Origin of the sequence: Streptomyces sp. (genome assembly GCF_019510245.1) — a bacterium.
Classification (GTDB): domain Bacteria; phylum Actinomycetota; class Actinomycetes; order Streptomycetales; family Streptomycetaceae; genus Streptomyces.
Genome location: NZ_JAEKKT010000140.1, coordinates 115493 through 130500 on the forward strand (window position 1 = coordinate 115493; position 15008 = coordinate 130500).

Here is a 15008-nt window from a genome sequence, read left to right on the forward strand (position 1 = left end):
GTCTCGGTGCGCGGAGGTTCCGTCCGGTATGCGTCAGGTGACTGCTCTCGGAGGTTCTGCGGCACGCAGGCGGAGAACCGTGGCGTAGTCACGGTGGCCTGGACGGTGAAACGAGACAAGGCGTCCGTTGTCGGCGTTGGCGACGGCGCGGCGCCGCCGTCGAGCCGCAGGTTTCCGCGCCCCGCGCGTTCGCTCGGGTCGTTCGCCCGTTCAAGAGCTGCCTCGTGGGCCTGCTTCCGGATCGGCCATGCCCTCGACTACGTGGAAGTGGCGTACAAGCCGACCGCATGGCGTAAGGAACCCGAGTCCGACCAGCCACGAGCGTCCAGTGACCATGACAGGGCCTTCCGGTTGGGATGTACGGCCTACGCGATCCCCCGTCTTCGATGGCACGACACCACCGGCGGCGCACGGCCGTTCCTGCCCGCCGACCCGGAAAGGCGCGGCCGTGCCTGCTTCACGATTCTGTGGCTGGACGAACAGCCGGGGTATGCGTCACGTGACTGCATCGGCGCTGTTCGTGCACAGGGGTGGGGCGTATACGTCTGCCGGTTGTCCGGCCGCTCTCGAGCGGGTTCGACACCGCTCCTGCGGGCGCTGCGGCTGTTCCCCCACGCTAGTGTCTGGGGGGTATCTCGATTCCTTGGAGCATCCGTGGAAAACGATGGAAGGGCCCGTGGGGACCAGTCCTCGATGCGGAATTCCGGTCTGGCGGTGGTGGGCCGAGAAACCGAGACCGCAGAAATCATCCGGCGTGTGGGCGCTGACCGGTCCCACAGCGACGTGTTGATCGTCACGGGTGATCCCGGTGCCGGAAAGAGCACGCTGCTCGGCCTCGCGGCCGATCGCGCACGGGGTGCGGGTGGCCGAGTGCTGCGGGCGGTGGGGAGCGAATCCGAGGCGCACCTTGGATTCGCCGGTCTTCATCAGATGCTGCGCCCGGTACTCGGTGAAGCGGAGGGACTGCCGTCGCGGCAGCGCTCCGCGCTCCGTGCCGTCCTGGGGCTCGAAGAGTGTGCGGAGACTCCCGACGCGATGCTCGTCGGTCTGGCGGTTCTGACCTTGTTGTCGGACCTGGCGGAAACCGCCCCGCTGCTGGTGGTGGTCGACGACGCCCAGTGGATCGACCGTGGATCACTGGACGTTCTCTCCTTCGTGGCGCGACGCATGGACAGCGAGCCCGTCACGCTGCTTGTCGGAGTCCGCACCGCGGACGCGCTGCCCGGCTTCGACAAGGGATACGAGCGCCTTGAACTCGGCCCGCTGGACGCCGAGGCGGCCAACCGGCTGCTGGACCGGCAGCCCACGCCGCCCACCGGCCGAACCCGGGTGCGAATCCTCGAGGAGGCGGCCGGCAACCCGCTGGCCCTGGTGGAACTCGCCCACGCCACCGCGATCCTGCACCCCGAGGGCAGTGGCGTGGAGGGCCCGCTGCCGGTCACCGACCGACTGGAGCGGATCTTCGCGGGGCACGCGGCGGACCTGCCAGAACCGACCCGCCGCATCCTGCTGCTGCTCGCGGCCGCCGACGCGGCGGACGCTCAGGCGGCGGCCGTGGGACTTCCCGAGGTGGACGACGAGGCATGGGTACCCGCGGACCGGGCCGGTCTGGTACGCCAGGACGGGGCCGGGATCTCCTTCCGTCACCCGCTCGTCCGCTCCGCCGTCTACCATGCCGCGTCGTTCGAGGAACGCCGGCAGGCGCACCTCGCCCTCGGGGAGTTGCTGCGCGAGGAGCCCGACCGCCGCGCCTGGCACCTCGCCGCCGCGACCATACGCCCTGACCAGGACGTGTCGGCCGCCCTGCAGCAGACGGCCGACCGAGCCCGGCGCCGGGGTGGCTTCGCGGCCGCTGCCGCGGCCCAGGAGCGCGCCGCGGAACTCAGCCCGCGCCGCGAGGACCGGGCGCGCCTGCTGACCGAAGCCGCTGCCACCGCCGTCTTCACCGGTCAGCTCGGCTGGGTGGAACACCTGGCCGCCGCAGTCCGCGAGTGCACCGACGACCAGGCACTGCTGAGCAAGGCCGCGCTGGCCACCGGACAGCTCATGTCCCTGGGCCCCCATCACACAGCAGCCTTCGCCCTGCTCATGCGTGTCGCCGACGAGGCGGCGGACGCCCGGTCGCCCCTCGTACTCGACGCGCTGGCCGCGGCGGCCGTGGTCCGTTACTACTCGGGCGAGGAGTCCCAACAGCGACAGATCCAGAGCCTGCTCTCCCGCATGCCCGACGATGCCGCCAGAGCGGCCCTGCACGTCTGGGTACTGGCCATATCCGACCCCAGCAGCGCAGGAGCCTCCCTCGCACCGGTGCTGCCCGGGCTCATCGCCGAGGCCAAGGGCGACGCCAGTCGCCTGACCGCACTGGCCATCGTCGCCTGGCTGCTGGACCAGACCACCCTCGCCGCCAGGACCTTCGACGAGGCATTCGACCAGTGGCAGGCCCGTGGACAGCTCCCGGACGGACTGGGATGCGCGGCGGGCTGGACCCGCCTGGAGCAGGGCCGATGGGCCGAGGCCCGCTCGGTGGCCGCCGACATCGCGGCAATGGCATCGTCGGCCGGACTCGACCACGCCGAGGCGTGTGCCCAGGCACTCGACGCCACGGTGCTCGCCCTGCTCGGCGAGCCGGCCGACGCGCGACGGAGAGCCGAGCAGGCGCTGGCCCTTGTCGACCCGCTGGAAAGCCGCTCCGTCGCGGTCTTCGCGCGTCGGGCCCTGGGCCTGGCGGCGGTGGCCGACGGCGACTACGACACCGCGTACGCCCAGTTCCGCTCAGCGTTCACCGACGACGGCGATCCGGTTCACTACCACGTCTCCTACACCGTCCTGGCCGAACTCGCCGCGGCGGCCGTCCGCCGAGGCCGACAGGAGGACGCCGCCGAACTGCTGGAACGATCGGCGCGGCGCCTGGGTACGGGCATGTCGGCACGGCTCACCGCACTGATCGACCGGGGCCGCGCCCTGCTCGCCGAACCGGAGCACGCGGAACCGTACTTCCAGGCGGCACTGGCGGACATTACAGGTGAGCAGTGGCCGTTCGAGCGGGCGCAGACACGGCTCGACTACGGGGAATGGCTCCGGCGGCGGCGCCGTATCGCCGAGGCCCGTCCGCTGCTGAGCGCCGCCCTGGAAACCTTCCAGCGGCTGGGCGCTCGGCCATGGATCGAGCGGGCCAAGGCAGAACTGCGCGCCGCCGGCATCGAGGCCGCCGGCAGCGTAGTGCCCAGTGCCTTCACCGAACTCAGCCCTCAGCAGCAGCAGATCGTCCAGCTCGCGGCCCGCGGCCTGACGAACCGTGAGATCGGAGAGAAACTGTTCCTCTCGCCGCGCACGGTCGGCTCCCACCTCTACCGGGTGTTCCCCAAACTGGGCATCACCGCCCGCTCTCAGCTCCGCGACGTGGTCGAAGGCACCCTGTCGGGTGCCATCCCTCATGACCCATGTATGGGCGCGCGAGTACGCGTCTCGGCCCAACACCACCGTCATTGACGGTCCGGACGACGTGTTCGCCCAACTCGACTCCCTCGTTACCCTCCACGGGCGAGCTCACCTGGGCCTAACCGGCGGCCCGGGTGGCAACCGTCGGCGAACTGTCGCTTTCTCGCACTGCACGAAGCCTGTGTCGCAGCGCACTGCGCGGTACCCGCCCTCGACGGTCACCTCGGTGCCGAGCACGAGCGGACGCCCGACCCATCCCTTGCGGGACATCGTCGCCGGCCTGGTCGCCATCACCCGAACCGGCTACCGCGACCTGCTCAGCCCGATGCCGGACGCGGCCGCTCTCGGCCGCGCCGCCTCCTCACAGCGCTACACGTCATCGGCATTGTGGGGCGACAACGTACTGCTCATCGACGACACCTGGACCACCGGCAACCACGCCCAGACCGCGGCGGAAGCTCTGAAGTCGGCCGGCGCGGGGAGCGTGGCAGTCGTCGCCCTCGGACGCCATCTCAACACCAGGTACGGCGACATGGCCACGCATGTCGAGCAGCACGACTTCGGAGCTTCTCGTGGGACGTCTGCGCGCTGCGGCGCTGGAACCACGCCTGAGGCGCGGCTGAGGTCACCTCTTATGAAGCGGTGCCCTACCTGAAGCGGCGGCTCTGACCGCGGACGGTCCCGGCCAGAGCTGAAAGTCGAGGGCGTCCTCGAGGCGGGTGAGAGTGCCGATGTCCGGCAGGACGTCACCGTTGAGAACGCGGGCGACAGTGGAGTGAGCGACGCAGGCGGTCTCAGCCAGGCTCCTCAGGGACAGGCCACGTGATCGCATCATCCTATTCAAGTCGCGGGCGAGCAACAGGCCGCAGTGTGCGCTCAGCGGTGCGTCAGCAGCGAGGATCACCTCGGGCCAGGTGCCGTCCGCTACATAAAACAGTGGGTACTTGTCGTTGTTACTGCGCGGCATGTTCCGATCGTGCCACGCGGCAAAGATCACTTCGGCAGGCCCGCGGGCTGTCGTGGCGTGCCACGGCCGCCCAGGACCGCCGGGCTCGACCGGGCTCTCTGCGCGGCGTCTGGCGCCACCTTCCGCGTCCTGTTTGCTCTGCGGTCAGCTGCCGCCGCCCGAGGGCGCTCCGGCGCCGCCCTCGCTCTGGCACCCATGATTCACGGTAAAGGCCGTGCCAGACGGGACAGTTGGGATGACGTCACTCTGGCGATACGCCAACTCCCCTAAAGCTAAACAGAACCAAGTTTTACGAACGGATCCCACAGTCCTGCACATGGCCTCATCTGCCACTCTCCAGTACATGACGAAACCTCAGATGCGTCTGGCTTCACGATGATTCGGGCAGTGAGTGCGCTCCGCTTCGAGGACAGGTAGGGTGTGCCGCAAGTCGCTTCGGATGCGGATGAGGAGGGTGTGTTGAGCAACGCGACCAGCGGGCCCACGCAGCCGCTCATCGCCCGACTGCGGCAGATCGCGGACGCCGAGCAGACCCGGTGGCAGCAGGCCGAAGCGGCCGTCGCCGAAGCCGAGCGGATCCTGCAGGAAGCACGCGAGGCTCAGCGTGTCGCGGCAGAGCGGCACGCCGCTGTCCTCGCGACGGTCGAAGCCGCCGAAGCCTACGCAGCCGATCTCGACCTCGCCGACACGCAGCACAAGGCCGCCGAGCCCCAATCAGACAGCGCACCCACGGCGGGACCGACGACGCCAGCGGGTCCGAAACCCCGATCAGTCATGCATCTGATCGTGAAGACTCTGGAGCTGGACAAAGCCACCGAGCTCCACGCCATCTACGGGGATGTGCGGCGCCTGCGGCCCGGAACCACCAACAGTGCGGTCCGCTCAGCGCTGTCACAGCTGCACAAGAAGGGCTCCGTGGAGATCGTCAGTCGGAGCGTCTACCGTCTCCTGAAGCTTCCGGAGGACTACCAGACGGACGGATAGAGATCACAACGCATCCATCACCCTAGTGACGCGCACAAAGGCGCCGCCGGAATACTTGGTCGGTCTTCCAGCGGCGCCCGCGACGCGTCAGCTGAGGGCCCACGCATCGGATCCACCCTAAGGCATGCCCGCCCGTTCGTGCAGCGCCATGCCCGCTCGTCCGAGCCAGGCCCTCGCTAGGAAATCCCTGCATTCGCGCACTATTTGAGGGCCCAAAATGACTCTTTTCCTACCGTCCCGTGACGACGGTCTCGGCATAGCGGTTCCCACCCCGTCCGCCTGCGCACCGGCGGGAGGCAGCCGGTGACCATCGCTGGATCCCAGCAACTGAACGCGCTCCCCACCGAGCGCCTCACTCCGCGCCGCCAGCTCGCGGTGGTCGACGCCATCGCCGACCTCGGCGGCCCGGATTGCCGCCCCGTAACTGCCAAGGCTCTTGCCGCCAGACTCGGTATTACGCCGAAGACCATCAGCAGAGCGACCGGGTTCCTCACGCACGCAGGGATCCTCCGTCCCGGCCGGGGCGCATGGGCCGTGACCGAGCTCGGGTACTCCTTGGCCCGGCTGCGGTCCACCCGAACTTGCCGCCCATCTGTGCGCCGACCGGCCCGGGCCGGTCGAGCGTGGACTGTATCTGACGGAATGGATGACGTACGCCCTGCTGATCGAGCGTGACGAGCAGGGACGTTTCACCCTGCCTGCCACGCAGCAGCCTGCGGCACCCTCCGGCCCGGGGCCCTCTGGCCCAATGGGGGTCCTCGACCCCTTGTTGAACGCGTCCGCTGAGCAGCTCTCCGCCCTGCCCGACGCTGAGTTCATCGCCCTGATGAGTGCCTACAGGACGGTCTTCGCGTCCCTCACGCCGACGATCCCGCGTCAGCCCGGCAGCTGACCAGCGCTTACCAAATGAGGGGTGCCTCGGGCCTGCATACGGCCCGCACCCCGGCATGCGCCCCTGCCCGTCCAGTCGTGCGATTCACCCCCTCATGCCGCGCTCGCTCGACCGCGGCGCACCGGAACGCCGGCGCGCCGTGATCACCCCTGCCCATGCGGCGTCATTCACCCCTTCACGCTCCTCCTGTTGCCACGGAGATCATCCATGCCCAAGGTGTCGCATGTATGGAACACCACGATTTCAACCGTTTTGATCCCTCCGTTCGCGCATCCTGTTGTTCACGGATCAGAGCCGGTTGTGCTGGTGCCACCCCGGCGAAGGGCCCTCACAGTGGGAAGCGACCCCTCTCTCGCGTACGCGTTCGACCGTGTCCAGGACGCCTGGCAGACCATGGCCGCATGCGGCGAGTTCACCGAGCAGACCCTCGACAAGTTCGGTCTGCTGCTCAAACGCTGCGAGCGCTATATGCAGCTGCGCGGCGTCGTCGTCCTCGGCGATGTCACCGCCGATCTGGCGGAGGACTTCGTCACCGCCCGCGGCCGCAGCCGCCACGGCCACGTCACCGACTCTGCGGCGGCCACGATGCGGCTACGCCGCTCGGTGGTCCGCACCGCCTACCGCACCCTGCGCGAACTCGGTCTGAGCGACACCGATCCCACCCGGGACATCGTCCTGCCCGCTCGTGCGATCGGTGGTGTCCGGCCGCTGGCCGAGGACGAGGTCATCGACCTGCGCCACCGCGCCTCGTTCGTCACCCGCCCCAGCCGTCATGGAGCCGCCGCCGCGCTCGCGCTGGCCGGCGGTCACAGCGGGGAGATCGGGCACATCCGCGTACGAGACCTCGACGTCAACCGTCGCCGCGTGTGGATGCACGGCTCCACCAAGGTGGACGCCCGCTGGTGCCCCCTGGACGACTGGAGCCTCAACGTCCTGACCAGCCGCGCCAAGTTCGTCAGCGCACGGCAGCTGCGCAAGGAGTCCGCGCCCAACGCCCGCCTGGCCGTGTCCGACCGGCACGGCTCCGACGCCTACCTGCAGGCACGTGCCTGTGTCGCCCTGGGCGACCTCCTCAGGCGCATCGGTCTGGGTGACGAGGAGGACGTCAAACCGTCCTCGATCACCGCGTGGGCCGCGGTCGCGGAGTTCGAACGCACCGGGCGCATCGAGGACGCCGCCCGTCGCCTCGGCCTGCGCTCCCTGGATCGCGCCGCAGCGGTCGTCGGCCACACGTGGCGCACTCCCAGCGCTGAGGACGGGCAGGAGGCGGTCGGTGCCTGACGACATCTTCGGCGACCCTGTCCCTCAGGAACTCCGGCCCAGCAGAAAGCGCCAGCTGAGCGACAAGGAACAGCGCACCCAGCCACAGCGGATCGCGGACTGCCTCGACGAACCCCTCATCTACGAGATGGCCGAGCACCTGCCCGCGCCGGCCAGCCGCGGCTGCCCCCGCCAGTACCCAGCCGTCGTCTACCTCCTGCTCGCCGCTCTGATGACCGTCACCGGCTCCAAACGCTCCGCCGTCGGCACCCTCGACGACAAACAGTGGCGTGCCGTCCGCGCCTCCATACGACGGAACGCCGGACGCACCGCAGCCGCCCTGCTACCGCTCACCGCACCGAGTCGCTTCCAGTACCAGTACGCCGAGCTGAAGCTCCTGGCCCCCAGCATCGATCTGCTCCAGGACCTCTTCGAGCAGCACGCTGTCCAACAGGCTCTGCGCCAGGGCCTGTTCCCGGAGAACGCCACGCGCAACTGGGTGAGGCCCGAGCGGCGCCAGCTCCTCGTCGGCGACGCCACTGTCCCCAAAGCGCCCTCCAAAGCGGAGCACTCCTTCACCGTCGACACCACTACCGGGGAGATGCGCAGGCATCGGGTGGACCCCGCGGCCCGCCTCTACTATGAGAACGGCGAGAAGGAGAAGCGTCCCGCACGGGGCACAAAGTGGTTCTTCGCCTCGGCCCGCGACGACGGCTACTGGCGGCGTGTCATCCTGGCCGTCCGGCATGTCGCCGGCGGTGACTACGAAGACGAGGCCGCCGTCGCCGTCCGTTCCTTCAGCCATCTGAGCAGCCTGCTGCCCGGTTGCATGGGCGTCATTTACGACGGAGCGTTCCGCGGCGTCCACCGCGACGCCCTCGCCCGGCGCGGACTGCTGGTCATCAACCGGCAGCACGGCTCGGTCAAGCCGCGTGCCTACGAACTCCTGCGCTTCGGGCGCTGCCGCCACGACCTGTGGTGCGACCAGGGCCGCATCGCCGAGCGCGTCCTCCTCGACGACGGCACGAGCACCCTGATCCCCGTCCCCATCAGTCGCCTCGAACACCGGCAGGGCCGCACGAAGTCACGCTGGTACCACCTGCTGCTCATCCCCTGCCGCCACGGCGCCCACGCGTACCGCGTCCAGGTCGCGATCACCACGACCCCCAATGACCGCATCGGCACGGACCCGGCTACCGGCCGCAGGCTGAAGAGCGACGCCGAGCGCGACTTCCACCGCGCCGAACACCTTCAACAGATCCCGGAGTCCACCCTCACCCACCAGCAGCTCTACCCCTACCGCAGCGACTCCGAGTCCGTACACAACCAGTTGGACCAGAGCATGTGGAACAACCGCATGATCTCCTACGGCCTCGAACGCCAGAAGGTCTTCCTCCTCGGCTTCGCCCTCGCCCAGAACGCCACCAGCAGACGCGTCTCCCTGGAGCGATCAGGGGCACTGCAGGTGGTGGGAACTGGGCGGAAGCCGGCGTAGTACTGCCGAGAAGATCAGTCGGCGGCTCTCTGCCTGCTTTCTTGCCCCGCCTCCATTGCCGCGGGCGCTGCTGGCCGACTGAAGGCTCGTGCCGTGCCTCGTAGCCACCGGCCGCCACGACGTCACCTGCCGCCTCGGCGCGTAGAGCCGGCAGCGCATCGGCACTTGGGCACTACGGTGCACGTCCTCGATGGCTCGGGCATCTGCTCTTGGACGAGGTTCCCTACGAGATCGTCAAGCTGGTGGAGGGGGCCATCGTGTGCCCAGTGGTGGAGAGTAGTCCGACGACAGACTTGTGGCGGGAGCCGCTCCCCGGTGCCGGTTGACCTCCGCAGCGGGCTTCGGGTCGGCGTCTCTCCGGATCACTCCCGTCATGACCCCGGCCATCGTCCCGAGGAGCGGGCCCCGCCTTTTCAGGGTGTTCCCCGGCTCAGGGCTGCGCGCGGCTGCGGCCGTGGTCGGCGGCGTACGCGGCGAAGACTTCCGCGGGTGTTCCGCCCGTATGGAGGAAACGCTGGTCGAGGATGGTGGCGAGGTCCTTCAGCGCACCGGCGAGCAGGTCACCAGCCAGGCGCACCTCCGGCCGCCGCGCTGCCCGGCCGCGCTGGGCAAGGGCGTCGGCGTAGCCGACCGTGGCCGCGAGCGACGAGTGGTCCTCCCCGTCATGGAAGTAGTACACCTCGGCGTACTGGGTGAAGTCGATACGGACGCGTACGACTTCGGTGGCCAGGCCATCCAGCAGCAGCGCCCCCGCCGTGCAGTCGATCTGCTGCGTCATCGGGGCGGAGTCGCGCAGCAGCGCCAGTCGGACGGCCAGGACCCGCCGGCGGGTGAGCGTCGGGTAGATCTCCAGCACCCAGGAGACCGTGGCCGTCAGCAGGGCGAAGCCGACGAGGGCTTCCAACGGTGAGACCAGGCGCAGCCAGCTGTCCGCAGGTGCGATGTCCCCCAGGCCCAGTGTGGCCACCGTGACGAGCGACAGATAGACGGAGTCCAGCACCGCCGGCTCCTGTGCCGCTTCGGAACCGGGCGAGAAGGTGAACGCCCCGGGCATGTGGGGCCAGTAGACGATGGCCCAGCCGAGGATGACGGTGCCGGCCCACATGACCACCACCGTGACCATGGCGAGCGGCCCGACGAGTCCGACCACTCGCCTGCGCGCCCGGAGACTCCTGGCCAGTCGCCACAGCGTGGTCATCACGAGACGGCTCAGGCCGCCGTGACGGGTGGGGTGCCAGAGGGTGTGGAACAGGTCCCGCAGGGTGATCATGACGAGCCCGGCACCGACGAGCGAGACCAACCACTTCATCCTGTCTCCCATGGTCCGTTCCGTGAAACGGAACCCTCGCCTTCGGAGCCTATGCCGACGACGCCACCGCGGAGCGCCGAATCGCCGCGCTTGCCGGCTCGCACCTGTCCGAAGCGACGACCGGCAAGGGCGGGCTCCCGGTCGACAGGCCCAGATCGGAGAGGGCTCGTACATTGGTAAGGGCAGAAGCCACGCTCCGTGACCACGGAGAGCACGTGATGACAGCGGACATCGATTTCACGGCGTTCTTCGCCACCACCCCGAGTCCGTACCTGGTGCTCGACAGTGACCTGGTGATCCGCTATGCAAACCGGGCGTATCTGCAGGCCATCGGGGTGGCCGGGGAAGAGGTGACCGGGAAGTACTTCTTCGACGCGCTGCCGGAGAACCCCAAAGCTCCGCCCGACCACGAGGGACAGAATCTGAAGGCGTCTTTGCACCAGGTCGTCGACACCGGCACCCCGGACTCTCTGGTGCTGCAACGGTACGACCTCCCTGCCCCCGGACGGCCGCTTGGGTTCCAGGAGCGGTGGTGGTCTTTTGCCCACACCCCGCTTCCCGGGCCCGACGGCCGGGTGAAGTGGGTCGTTCAACGAGCCGAGGACGTCACCGCCTTCGTGCACTCGCCCCGGGTGCGTCGGCTCACCAGTGACTTCACCGAGCGCGAGAAAGGTATGGCGGCTGAACTCTACGTCCGCGCCCGTGAGTTGTACCGGCTGAACCAGGAGCTCCGCCAGGCGAATGCCCGGGAGCGCCAGGTGGCGGTCACCTTGCAGGAAGCCATGCTTGATGTCGCGGACCTGCACCGGCACATCGAGCAGATCGCCGTGCGATACCTGCCGGCGACGACATCACTCAACGTGTGCGGCGACTGGTACGACGTCGTCGACCTGCCACCCGACCGCTTCGCCGTGGCGGTCGGGGACGTCGTCGGTCACGGTCTGCACGCCGCGGCCGTCATGGGCATGCTTCGCAGTGCCCTGAGCGCGGCGATCCGGGCCGTCCCCAGCCCGGCCCAGGCCCTGGAAGTCCTCGGCCTGTACGCCCGCTCCATGGAAGGGGCAACAGCGGCAACTGCTTTCAAGATACTCGTCGACACCCGGAGCAGACTGATCATCTATAGCAGCCGGATGCCGGCGTAGCGCTCCCGGTAGGCGTCCCAGTCGAGCTCGGCTGGAGCCGCTGCTTGGGCCAGTGCCGTCCCTGGAGTTGTCGCGGATCGACTGGGTGGTCGTCGGTGGTGAGAGTGCCCGGCTCACCGGCCGCTGAACTTGGCCCGGGTCCGTGACATTCGCGATCGGTGTGTCGATCTTCGGGTGGCTCTGTTCTTCAAGCAGGTCGGCGGGCTGACCCCGAAGGCTGCTGGCCGCCTGCTCGATGGCCGGGCCTGGGATGAGTATCCCGCCACGGCGTACGTGGTGGGTGCGTGAGGCCCTCGGGAATATCGGAACGCTGATAGCCCGCGGGCCCCTTGCTCAGGGGTGGCCCGCCTTTACGCCGCTCCTTCCTGGCCTGTGAAGTTCACGTCGTCGGTCGCGGCGACATGTTCGGCGGGTGCGGTGAGGTGCCTGGCGGTGTCCAGGGTTTCCCGAATGTGCTGGGCGAGGGGGTGTCGGTCGGGGTCGTTGACCCAGCGGTCGTAGGCGACCTTGAACGTAGCGATCCCGATTTCGGCCGCGAGTGCTGCGGTGGTGGTCTGCAGACCGCGTTCGCGCAGGGCGTGGGCGAGCGTGGCGGAGAGTGCGGCGAGTTTGGCCAGTTCGCGTTCTTGGAGTTCGGGGTTGGCGGCGATGACTGCCTGGCGTTGCCGTGCCAGGTCTGCGCGTTCTTCGAAGACGGGAGCGGCTTCGGTCAGGGCGTGGGTGATCACCTCGAGCGGCGGGAGTGGGACGGGGGCGGTAGCCGTGGCGTCCTCGAGGATGTCGGCGAGGGGGTTGTCGCCCGGGAAGAGGACTTCCCGTTTGTCGGCGAAGTGCCGGTAGAAGGTGCGTTCGGTGAGCCCGGCGCGGGTGGCGATCTCCGCGACGGTGGTGGCGTCGAAGCCCTGGTGGTTGTAGAGCTCCAGCGCCGCCTTCTCCAGGCGGCCTCGTGCGTCGGGTTTCCATCGGCTCATGCTCCGATCCTAGCCCGCGATGACAGAATCTGACATCGGGTGATGACAGGATCTGACATCGCCGCTACGGTGATGACACGAACTGACATCAGGTTCCCCGCCCCTGGGCGGGGTTGCCGCAGCAGGAAGGGCGCACCATGCGCGTATTCGTCACCGGAGCCTCCGGACACGTCGGCTCCGCCGTCGTTCCCGAACTCCTTCAAGCGGGACACCAGGTCGTCGGCCTGGCCCGCTCGGACAAGTCCGCCGCCGCGCTGACGGCCGCCGGTGCCCAGGTGCACCGAGGCGACCTCGACGATCCCGACGGCCTCGCCGCGGCCGCCGCGGCGGTCGACGGCGTCATCCACCTGGCCTTCAAGCACGACGCCATGTTCGCCGGCGACTTCGACAGCGCGGTCACAGCGGATCTGCGCGCCATCGAGACGCTCGGAAACGCGCTCGCCGGCACCGGCAAGCCTCTGGTGACCACGTCGGGAACCATGCTGCTCGCCTTCGCGGGGCTGGAAGACGCCGCCACCGAGGCCGACGTGATCGACGCAGGGCCGCGGATCGACGCCGAGAACGCGGTGGTCGCTCTTGCACAGCGCGGCGTCCGGTCGTCTGTCGTCCGGCTTGCTCCGACCGTGCACAGCACGCTCGACCACAACGGCTTCATCCCGACCTTGATCTCCCTCGCCCGCGCCAAGGGCGTCGCCGCCTACGTCGGCGACGGGGCAAACCGCTGGCCCGCCGTGCACACGCTCGACGCGGCCCGCCTGTACCGGCTGGCGCTGGAATCCGCGCCGGCGGGATCCCGGCTGCACGCCGTCGACGACCAGGGGATCGCCTTCCGGAAGATCACCGAGGCCATCGGCCGCGGGCTGAACGTGCCCGTGGTCAGCATCCCGTCGACGCAGGCCGACGCCCACTTCGGCTTCCTCAGCGCCCACGCCACGGCCGACAACCTGTCCTCGAGCACGCTGACCCAGGACCTCCTCGGCTGGAAGCCCGTCCAGCCCGGCCTCCTCGCAGACCTCCGTCAGGGCCACTACTTCGACGTCCCGGCGAGCACCACACGCTGAGCCCGCCCCACCTCCATCCCGCCCTGTCCCCGCGCCGCATCCGGGCCCTGCTCGGTTGATCACTCAGCCAGCCGGGCTTGCTCGAAGACCTGGGGTGCGGCGAGGACCTCACCGCACCGACGGCCTGATCACCCTCCCGTGTCCCGGACCGCCAACCATTCTTAGGGAAGAACCATGCCCCGCTCCCGTCCCGCGATCGACAGCGAACTGGCCGCAGCACTCCAGGCCATGCCGATCGGACCGAACGGCGTCTTCGACCTGACCGACATCCCCGCCACACGCCAGGCCGTCCGCGCGCTCGCTGAATCCATCGCCAGCACCATCCCCGACGAACCCACCGTCACCACCGACGAGATCCACGTGCCGCGCGCCGACGCCCCCGACGTTCCGGTCCTCCTGCTGCGTCCGCAGAACGCGCCCGGACCGCTGCCGGTCATCATGTGGTTCCACGGCGGTGGGCAGGTGCTCGGCTTCGCCGCCCAGGACGCCCCCTGGCTCAAGCAGCTGAGCGCGGCACTGGGCTGCACCGTCGCCGCCGTCGACTACCGCCTGGCCCCGGAAACCCCCGCGCCCGGCGCCGCCGAGGACGGATACACCGCCTACCGGTGGATCAGCGACAACGCCACCGATCTCGGCCTCGACCCCACCCGGATCGGCCTGGCCGGCCAGAGCGGAGGCGGAGGCATCGCCGCCGCCACCGCCCTTGTGATCCGCGACCGCGGCGCAGTGACCCCCCTGTTCCAGATGCTGATGTACCCGATGCTCGACGACCGCAACACGACTGACTCGAGCCGAGAGATCACCGACATCGGCATCTGGGACCGCGCGACCAACCTCCTGGCCTGGCAGGCGATCCTCGGCGACCGCGTCGACACCCAGGACGTCACGTCCTATGCCGCCGCCTCCCGGGCGACCGACGTCGCCGGCCTGCCCCCGACCTTCATCGGCGTCGGTGAACTCGACGTCTTCCGCGACGAGAACCTCGACTACGCCGCGCGCTTGCGCGCCTGCGGCGTCCCCGTCGAGCTGCACCTCTACCCCGGCGCCTACCACGCCTTCGACCTGTTCGCCCCGCAGTCCCATCTCGCGGAGAGCTTCCGCCATACCTGGAACAGCTACCTCGCCCGGCACCTCACGAAGGCCCCGGCAACGCTGACTGCTTCGTAACACCTCTGACGGCGGGCCCTGTCCTGAATGCGAGAGCTGGCACAGGCAGCGCCCGACCTCAACGCCGAGAAACCCTTCGTCACCATCACCAGCCCGACAGCGAGCCGCTTCAGGTGGCAGCCGACGTCCGTCCCGGCTGGAGCGCGGTCATCCGCGGCCACGAACTGGGCAAGCGATCGGCCACCTTCACCCGCCGTGAGGGCGGCAAGATCGTCGAACAGCTTCGGTTCGTCGCGGTGTAACACGCACACGGAGCGGTTCGCTTGCGGGCGCTCACCGAGGGCCCAGTCTGGTGATCAGCCCCCTCGCAACCGCCATCTCC

The 15008-nt window shown here is 69.2% G+C and carries 14 protein-coding genes and 1 pseudogene; 12 read left to right on the plus strand and 3 right to left on the minus strand.

Annotated elements, in window-relative coordinates:
• Positions 1–693: 693 nt before the first annotated feature.
• Together JF597_RS22615 and JF597_RS22620 are read left to right on the plus strand one after the other, a co-directional pair.
• Positions 694–3489, plus strand: coding sequence for a LuxR family transcriptional regulator (locus tag JF597_RS22615; RefSeq protein ID WP_293997565.1), 2796 nt, complete (start codon positions 694–696; stop codon positions 3487–3489).
• A 175-nt stretch (positions 3490–3664) separates the two neighbouring features.
• Entirely contained in the window at positions 3665–4093 is a 429-nt protein-coding gene (locus JF597_RS22620; protein ID WP_293997568.1) for a phosphoribosyltransferase, read from the plus strand.
• On the opposite strand, the gene JF597_RS55630 is transcribed toward JF597_RS22620, so the two are convergent.
• Positions 4064–4405 (minus strand): helix-turn-helix transcriptional regulator, encoded by a 342-nt coding sequence (locus JF597_RS55630; RefSeq protein ID WP_366916436.1) that lies wholly within the window; start codon positions 4403–4405, stop codon positions 4064–4066. The two genes, JF597_RS22620 and JF597_RS55630, sit on opposite strands and share 30 nt — an antisense overlap.
• Positions 4406–4864: 459 nt before the next feature.
• Here JF597_RS55630 and JF597_RS22625 point away from each other — a divergent pair, with 459 nt between their 5' ends.
• The 4 genes from JF597_RS22625 (at position 4865) to JF597_RS22640 (ending at position 9036) form a co-directional block, all read left to right on the plus strand.
• Complete coding sequence (locus JF597_RS22625) at positions 4865–5389, plus strand: hypothetical protein (protein ID WP_293997571.1); 525 nt, start codon at positions 4865–4867, stop codon at positions 5387–5389.
• 646 nt (positions 5390–6035) lie between these two features.
• Positions 6036–6281 carry a hypothetical protein gene (locus JF597_RS22630; protein WP_293997573.1) on the plus strand — a complete coding sequence of 82 codons (246 nt, stop codon included), beginning with the start codon at positions 6036–6038 and terminating at the stop codon, positions 6279–6281.
• Positions 6282–6614: 333 nt separating this feature from the next.
• Positions 6615–7562: a hypothetical protein gene (locus tag JF597_RS22635; RefSeq protein WP_293997575.1), complete on the plus strand. Its 948-nt coding sequence runs from the start codon at positions 6615–6617 to the stop codon at positions 7560–7562.
• Complete coding sequence (locus tag JF597_RS22640; protein ID WP_293997578.1) at positions 7555–9036, plus strand: hypothetical protein; 1482 nt, start codon at positions 7555–7557, stop codon at positions 9034–9036. Before JF597_RS22635 ends, JF597_RS22640 begins: the two co-directional genes overlap by 8 nt.
• Before the next feature lie 430 nt (positions 9037–9466).
• On the opposite strand, the gene JF597_RS22645 is transcribed toward JF597_RS22640, so the two are convergent.
• Positions 9467–10345 (minus strand): potassium channel family protein, encoded by an 879-nt coding sequence (locus JF597_RS22645; RefSeq protein WP_293997725.1) that lies wholly within the window; start codon positions 10343–10345, stop codon positions 9467–9469.
• A 218-nt stretch (positions 10346–10563) separates the two neighbouring features.
• Between JF597_RS22645 and JF597_RS22650 the strand changes: the two are divergent.
• From JF597_RS22650 to JF597_RS22655, 3 genes and pseudogenes are all read left to right on the plus strand, one after another.
• Positions 10564–11472: pseudogene (locus JF597_RS22650) on the plus strand (PAS domain-containing protein); the annotation flags it as partial.
• Positions 11473–11539: 67 nt separating this feature from the next.
• Complete coding sequence (locus JF597_RS55635) at positions 11540–11614, plus strand: hypothetical protein (RefSeq protein WP_366916438.1); 75 nt, start codon at positions 11540–11542, stop codon at positions 11612–11614.
• 2 nt (positions 11615–11616) lie between these two features.
• Complete coding sequence (locus tag JF597_RS22655) at positions 11617–11775, plus strand: DUF5131 family protein (RefSeq protein WP_293997580.1); 159 nt, start codon at positions 11617–11619, stop codon at positions 11773–11775.
• Between the two features lie 62 nt (positions 11776–11837).
• Here JF597_RS22655 and JF597_RS22660 read toward each other — a convergent pair whose 3' ends face one another.
• Positions 11838–12458 (minus strand): TetR family transcriptional regulator, encoded by a 621-nt coding sequence (locus tag JF597_RS22660; protein WP_293997582.1) that lies wholly within the window; start codon positions 12456–12458, stop codon positions 11838–11840.
• A gap of 137 nt (positions 12459–12595) precedes the next feature.
• Between JF597_RS22660 and JF597_RS22665 the strand changes: the two genes are divergently transcribed.
• The 3 genes from JF597_RS22665 to JF597_RS22675 all read left to right on the plus strand — a co-directional run bounded on the left by JF597_RS22665 (position 12596) and on the right by JF597_RS22675 (position 14928).
• Positions 12596–13519 (plus strand): SDR family oxidoreductase, encoded by a 924-nt coding sequence (locus JF597_RS22665; protein WP_293997585.1) that lies wholly within the window; start codon positions 12596–12598, stop codon positions 13517–13519.
• Positions 13520–13693: 174 nt separating this feature from the next.
• Positions 13694–14686: an alpha/beta hydrolase gene (locus JF597_RS22670; protein WP_293997588.1), complete on the plus strand. Its 993-nt coding sequence runs from the start codon at positions 13694–13696 to the stop codon at positions 14684–14686.
• Positions 14687–14799: 113 nt separating this feature from the next.
• Positions 14800–14928: a hypothetical protein gene (locus tag JF597_RS22675; protein WP_293997591.1), complete on the plus strand. Its 129-nt coding sequence runs from the start codon at positions 14800–14802 to the stop codon at positions 14926–14928.
• The last annotated feature ends 80 nt before the right edge of the window (positions 14929–15008 follow it).

What these genes read in the sequence shown, in the direction of transcription:
- JF597_RS22615 (WP_293997565.1), top strand. Translation starts at nt 694, where the DNA reads ATGCGGAATTCCGGTCTGGCGGTGGTGGGCCGAGAAACCGAGACCGCA.
- JF597_RS55630 (WP_366916436.1), bottom strand. Translation starts at nt 4,405, where the DNA reads ATGCCGCGCAGTAACAACGACAAGTACCCACTGTTTTATGTAGCGGAC.
- JF597_RS22630 (WP_293997573.1), top strand. Translation starts at nt 6,036, where the DNA reads ATGACGTACGCCCTGCTGATCGAGCGTGACGAGCAGGGACGTTTCACC.
- JF597_RS22645 (WP_293997725.1), bottom strand. Translation starts at nt 10,345, where the DNA reads ATGAAGTGGTTGGTCTCGCTCGTCGGTGCCGGGCTCGTCATGATCACC.
- JF597_RS22660 (WP_293997582.1), bottom strand. Translation starts at nt 12,458, where the DNA reads ATGAGCCGATGGAAACCCGACGCACGAGGCCGCCTGGAGAAGGCGGCG.
- JF597_RS22665 (WP_293997585.1), top strand. Translation starts at nt 12,596, where the DNA reads ATGCGCGTATTCGTCACCGGAGCCTCCGGACACGTCGGCTCCGCCGTC.
- JF597_RS22670 (WP_293997588.1), top strand. Translation starts at nt 13,694, where the DNA reads ATGCCCCGCTCCCGTCCCGCGATCGACAGCGAACTGGCCGCAGCACTC.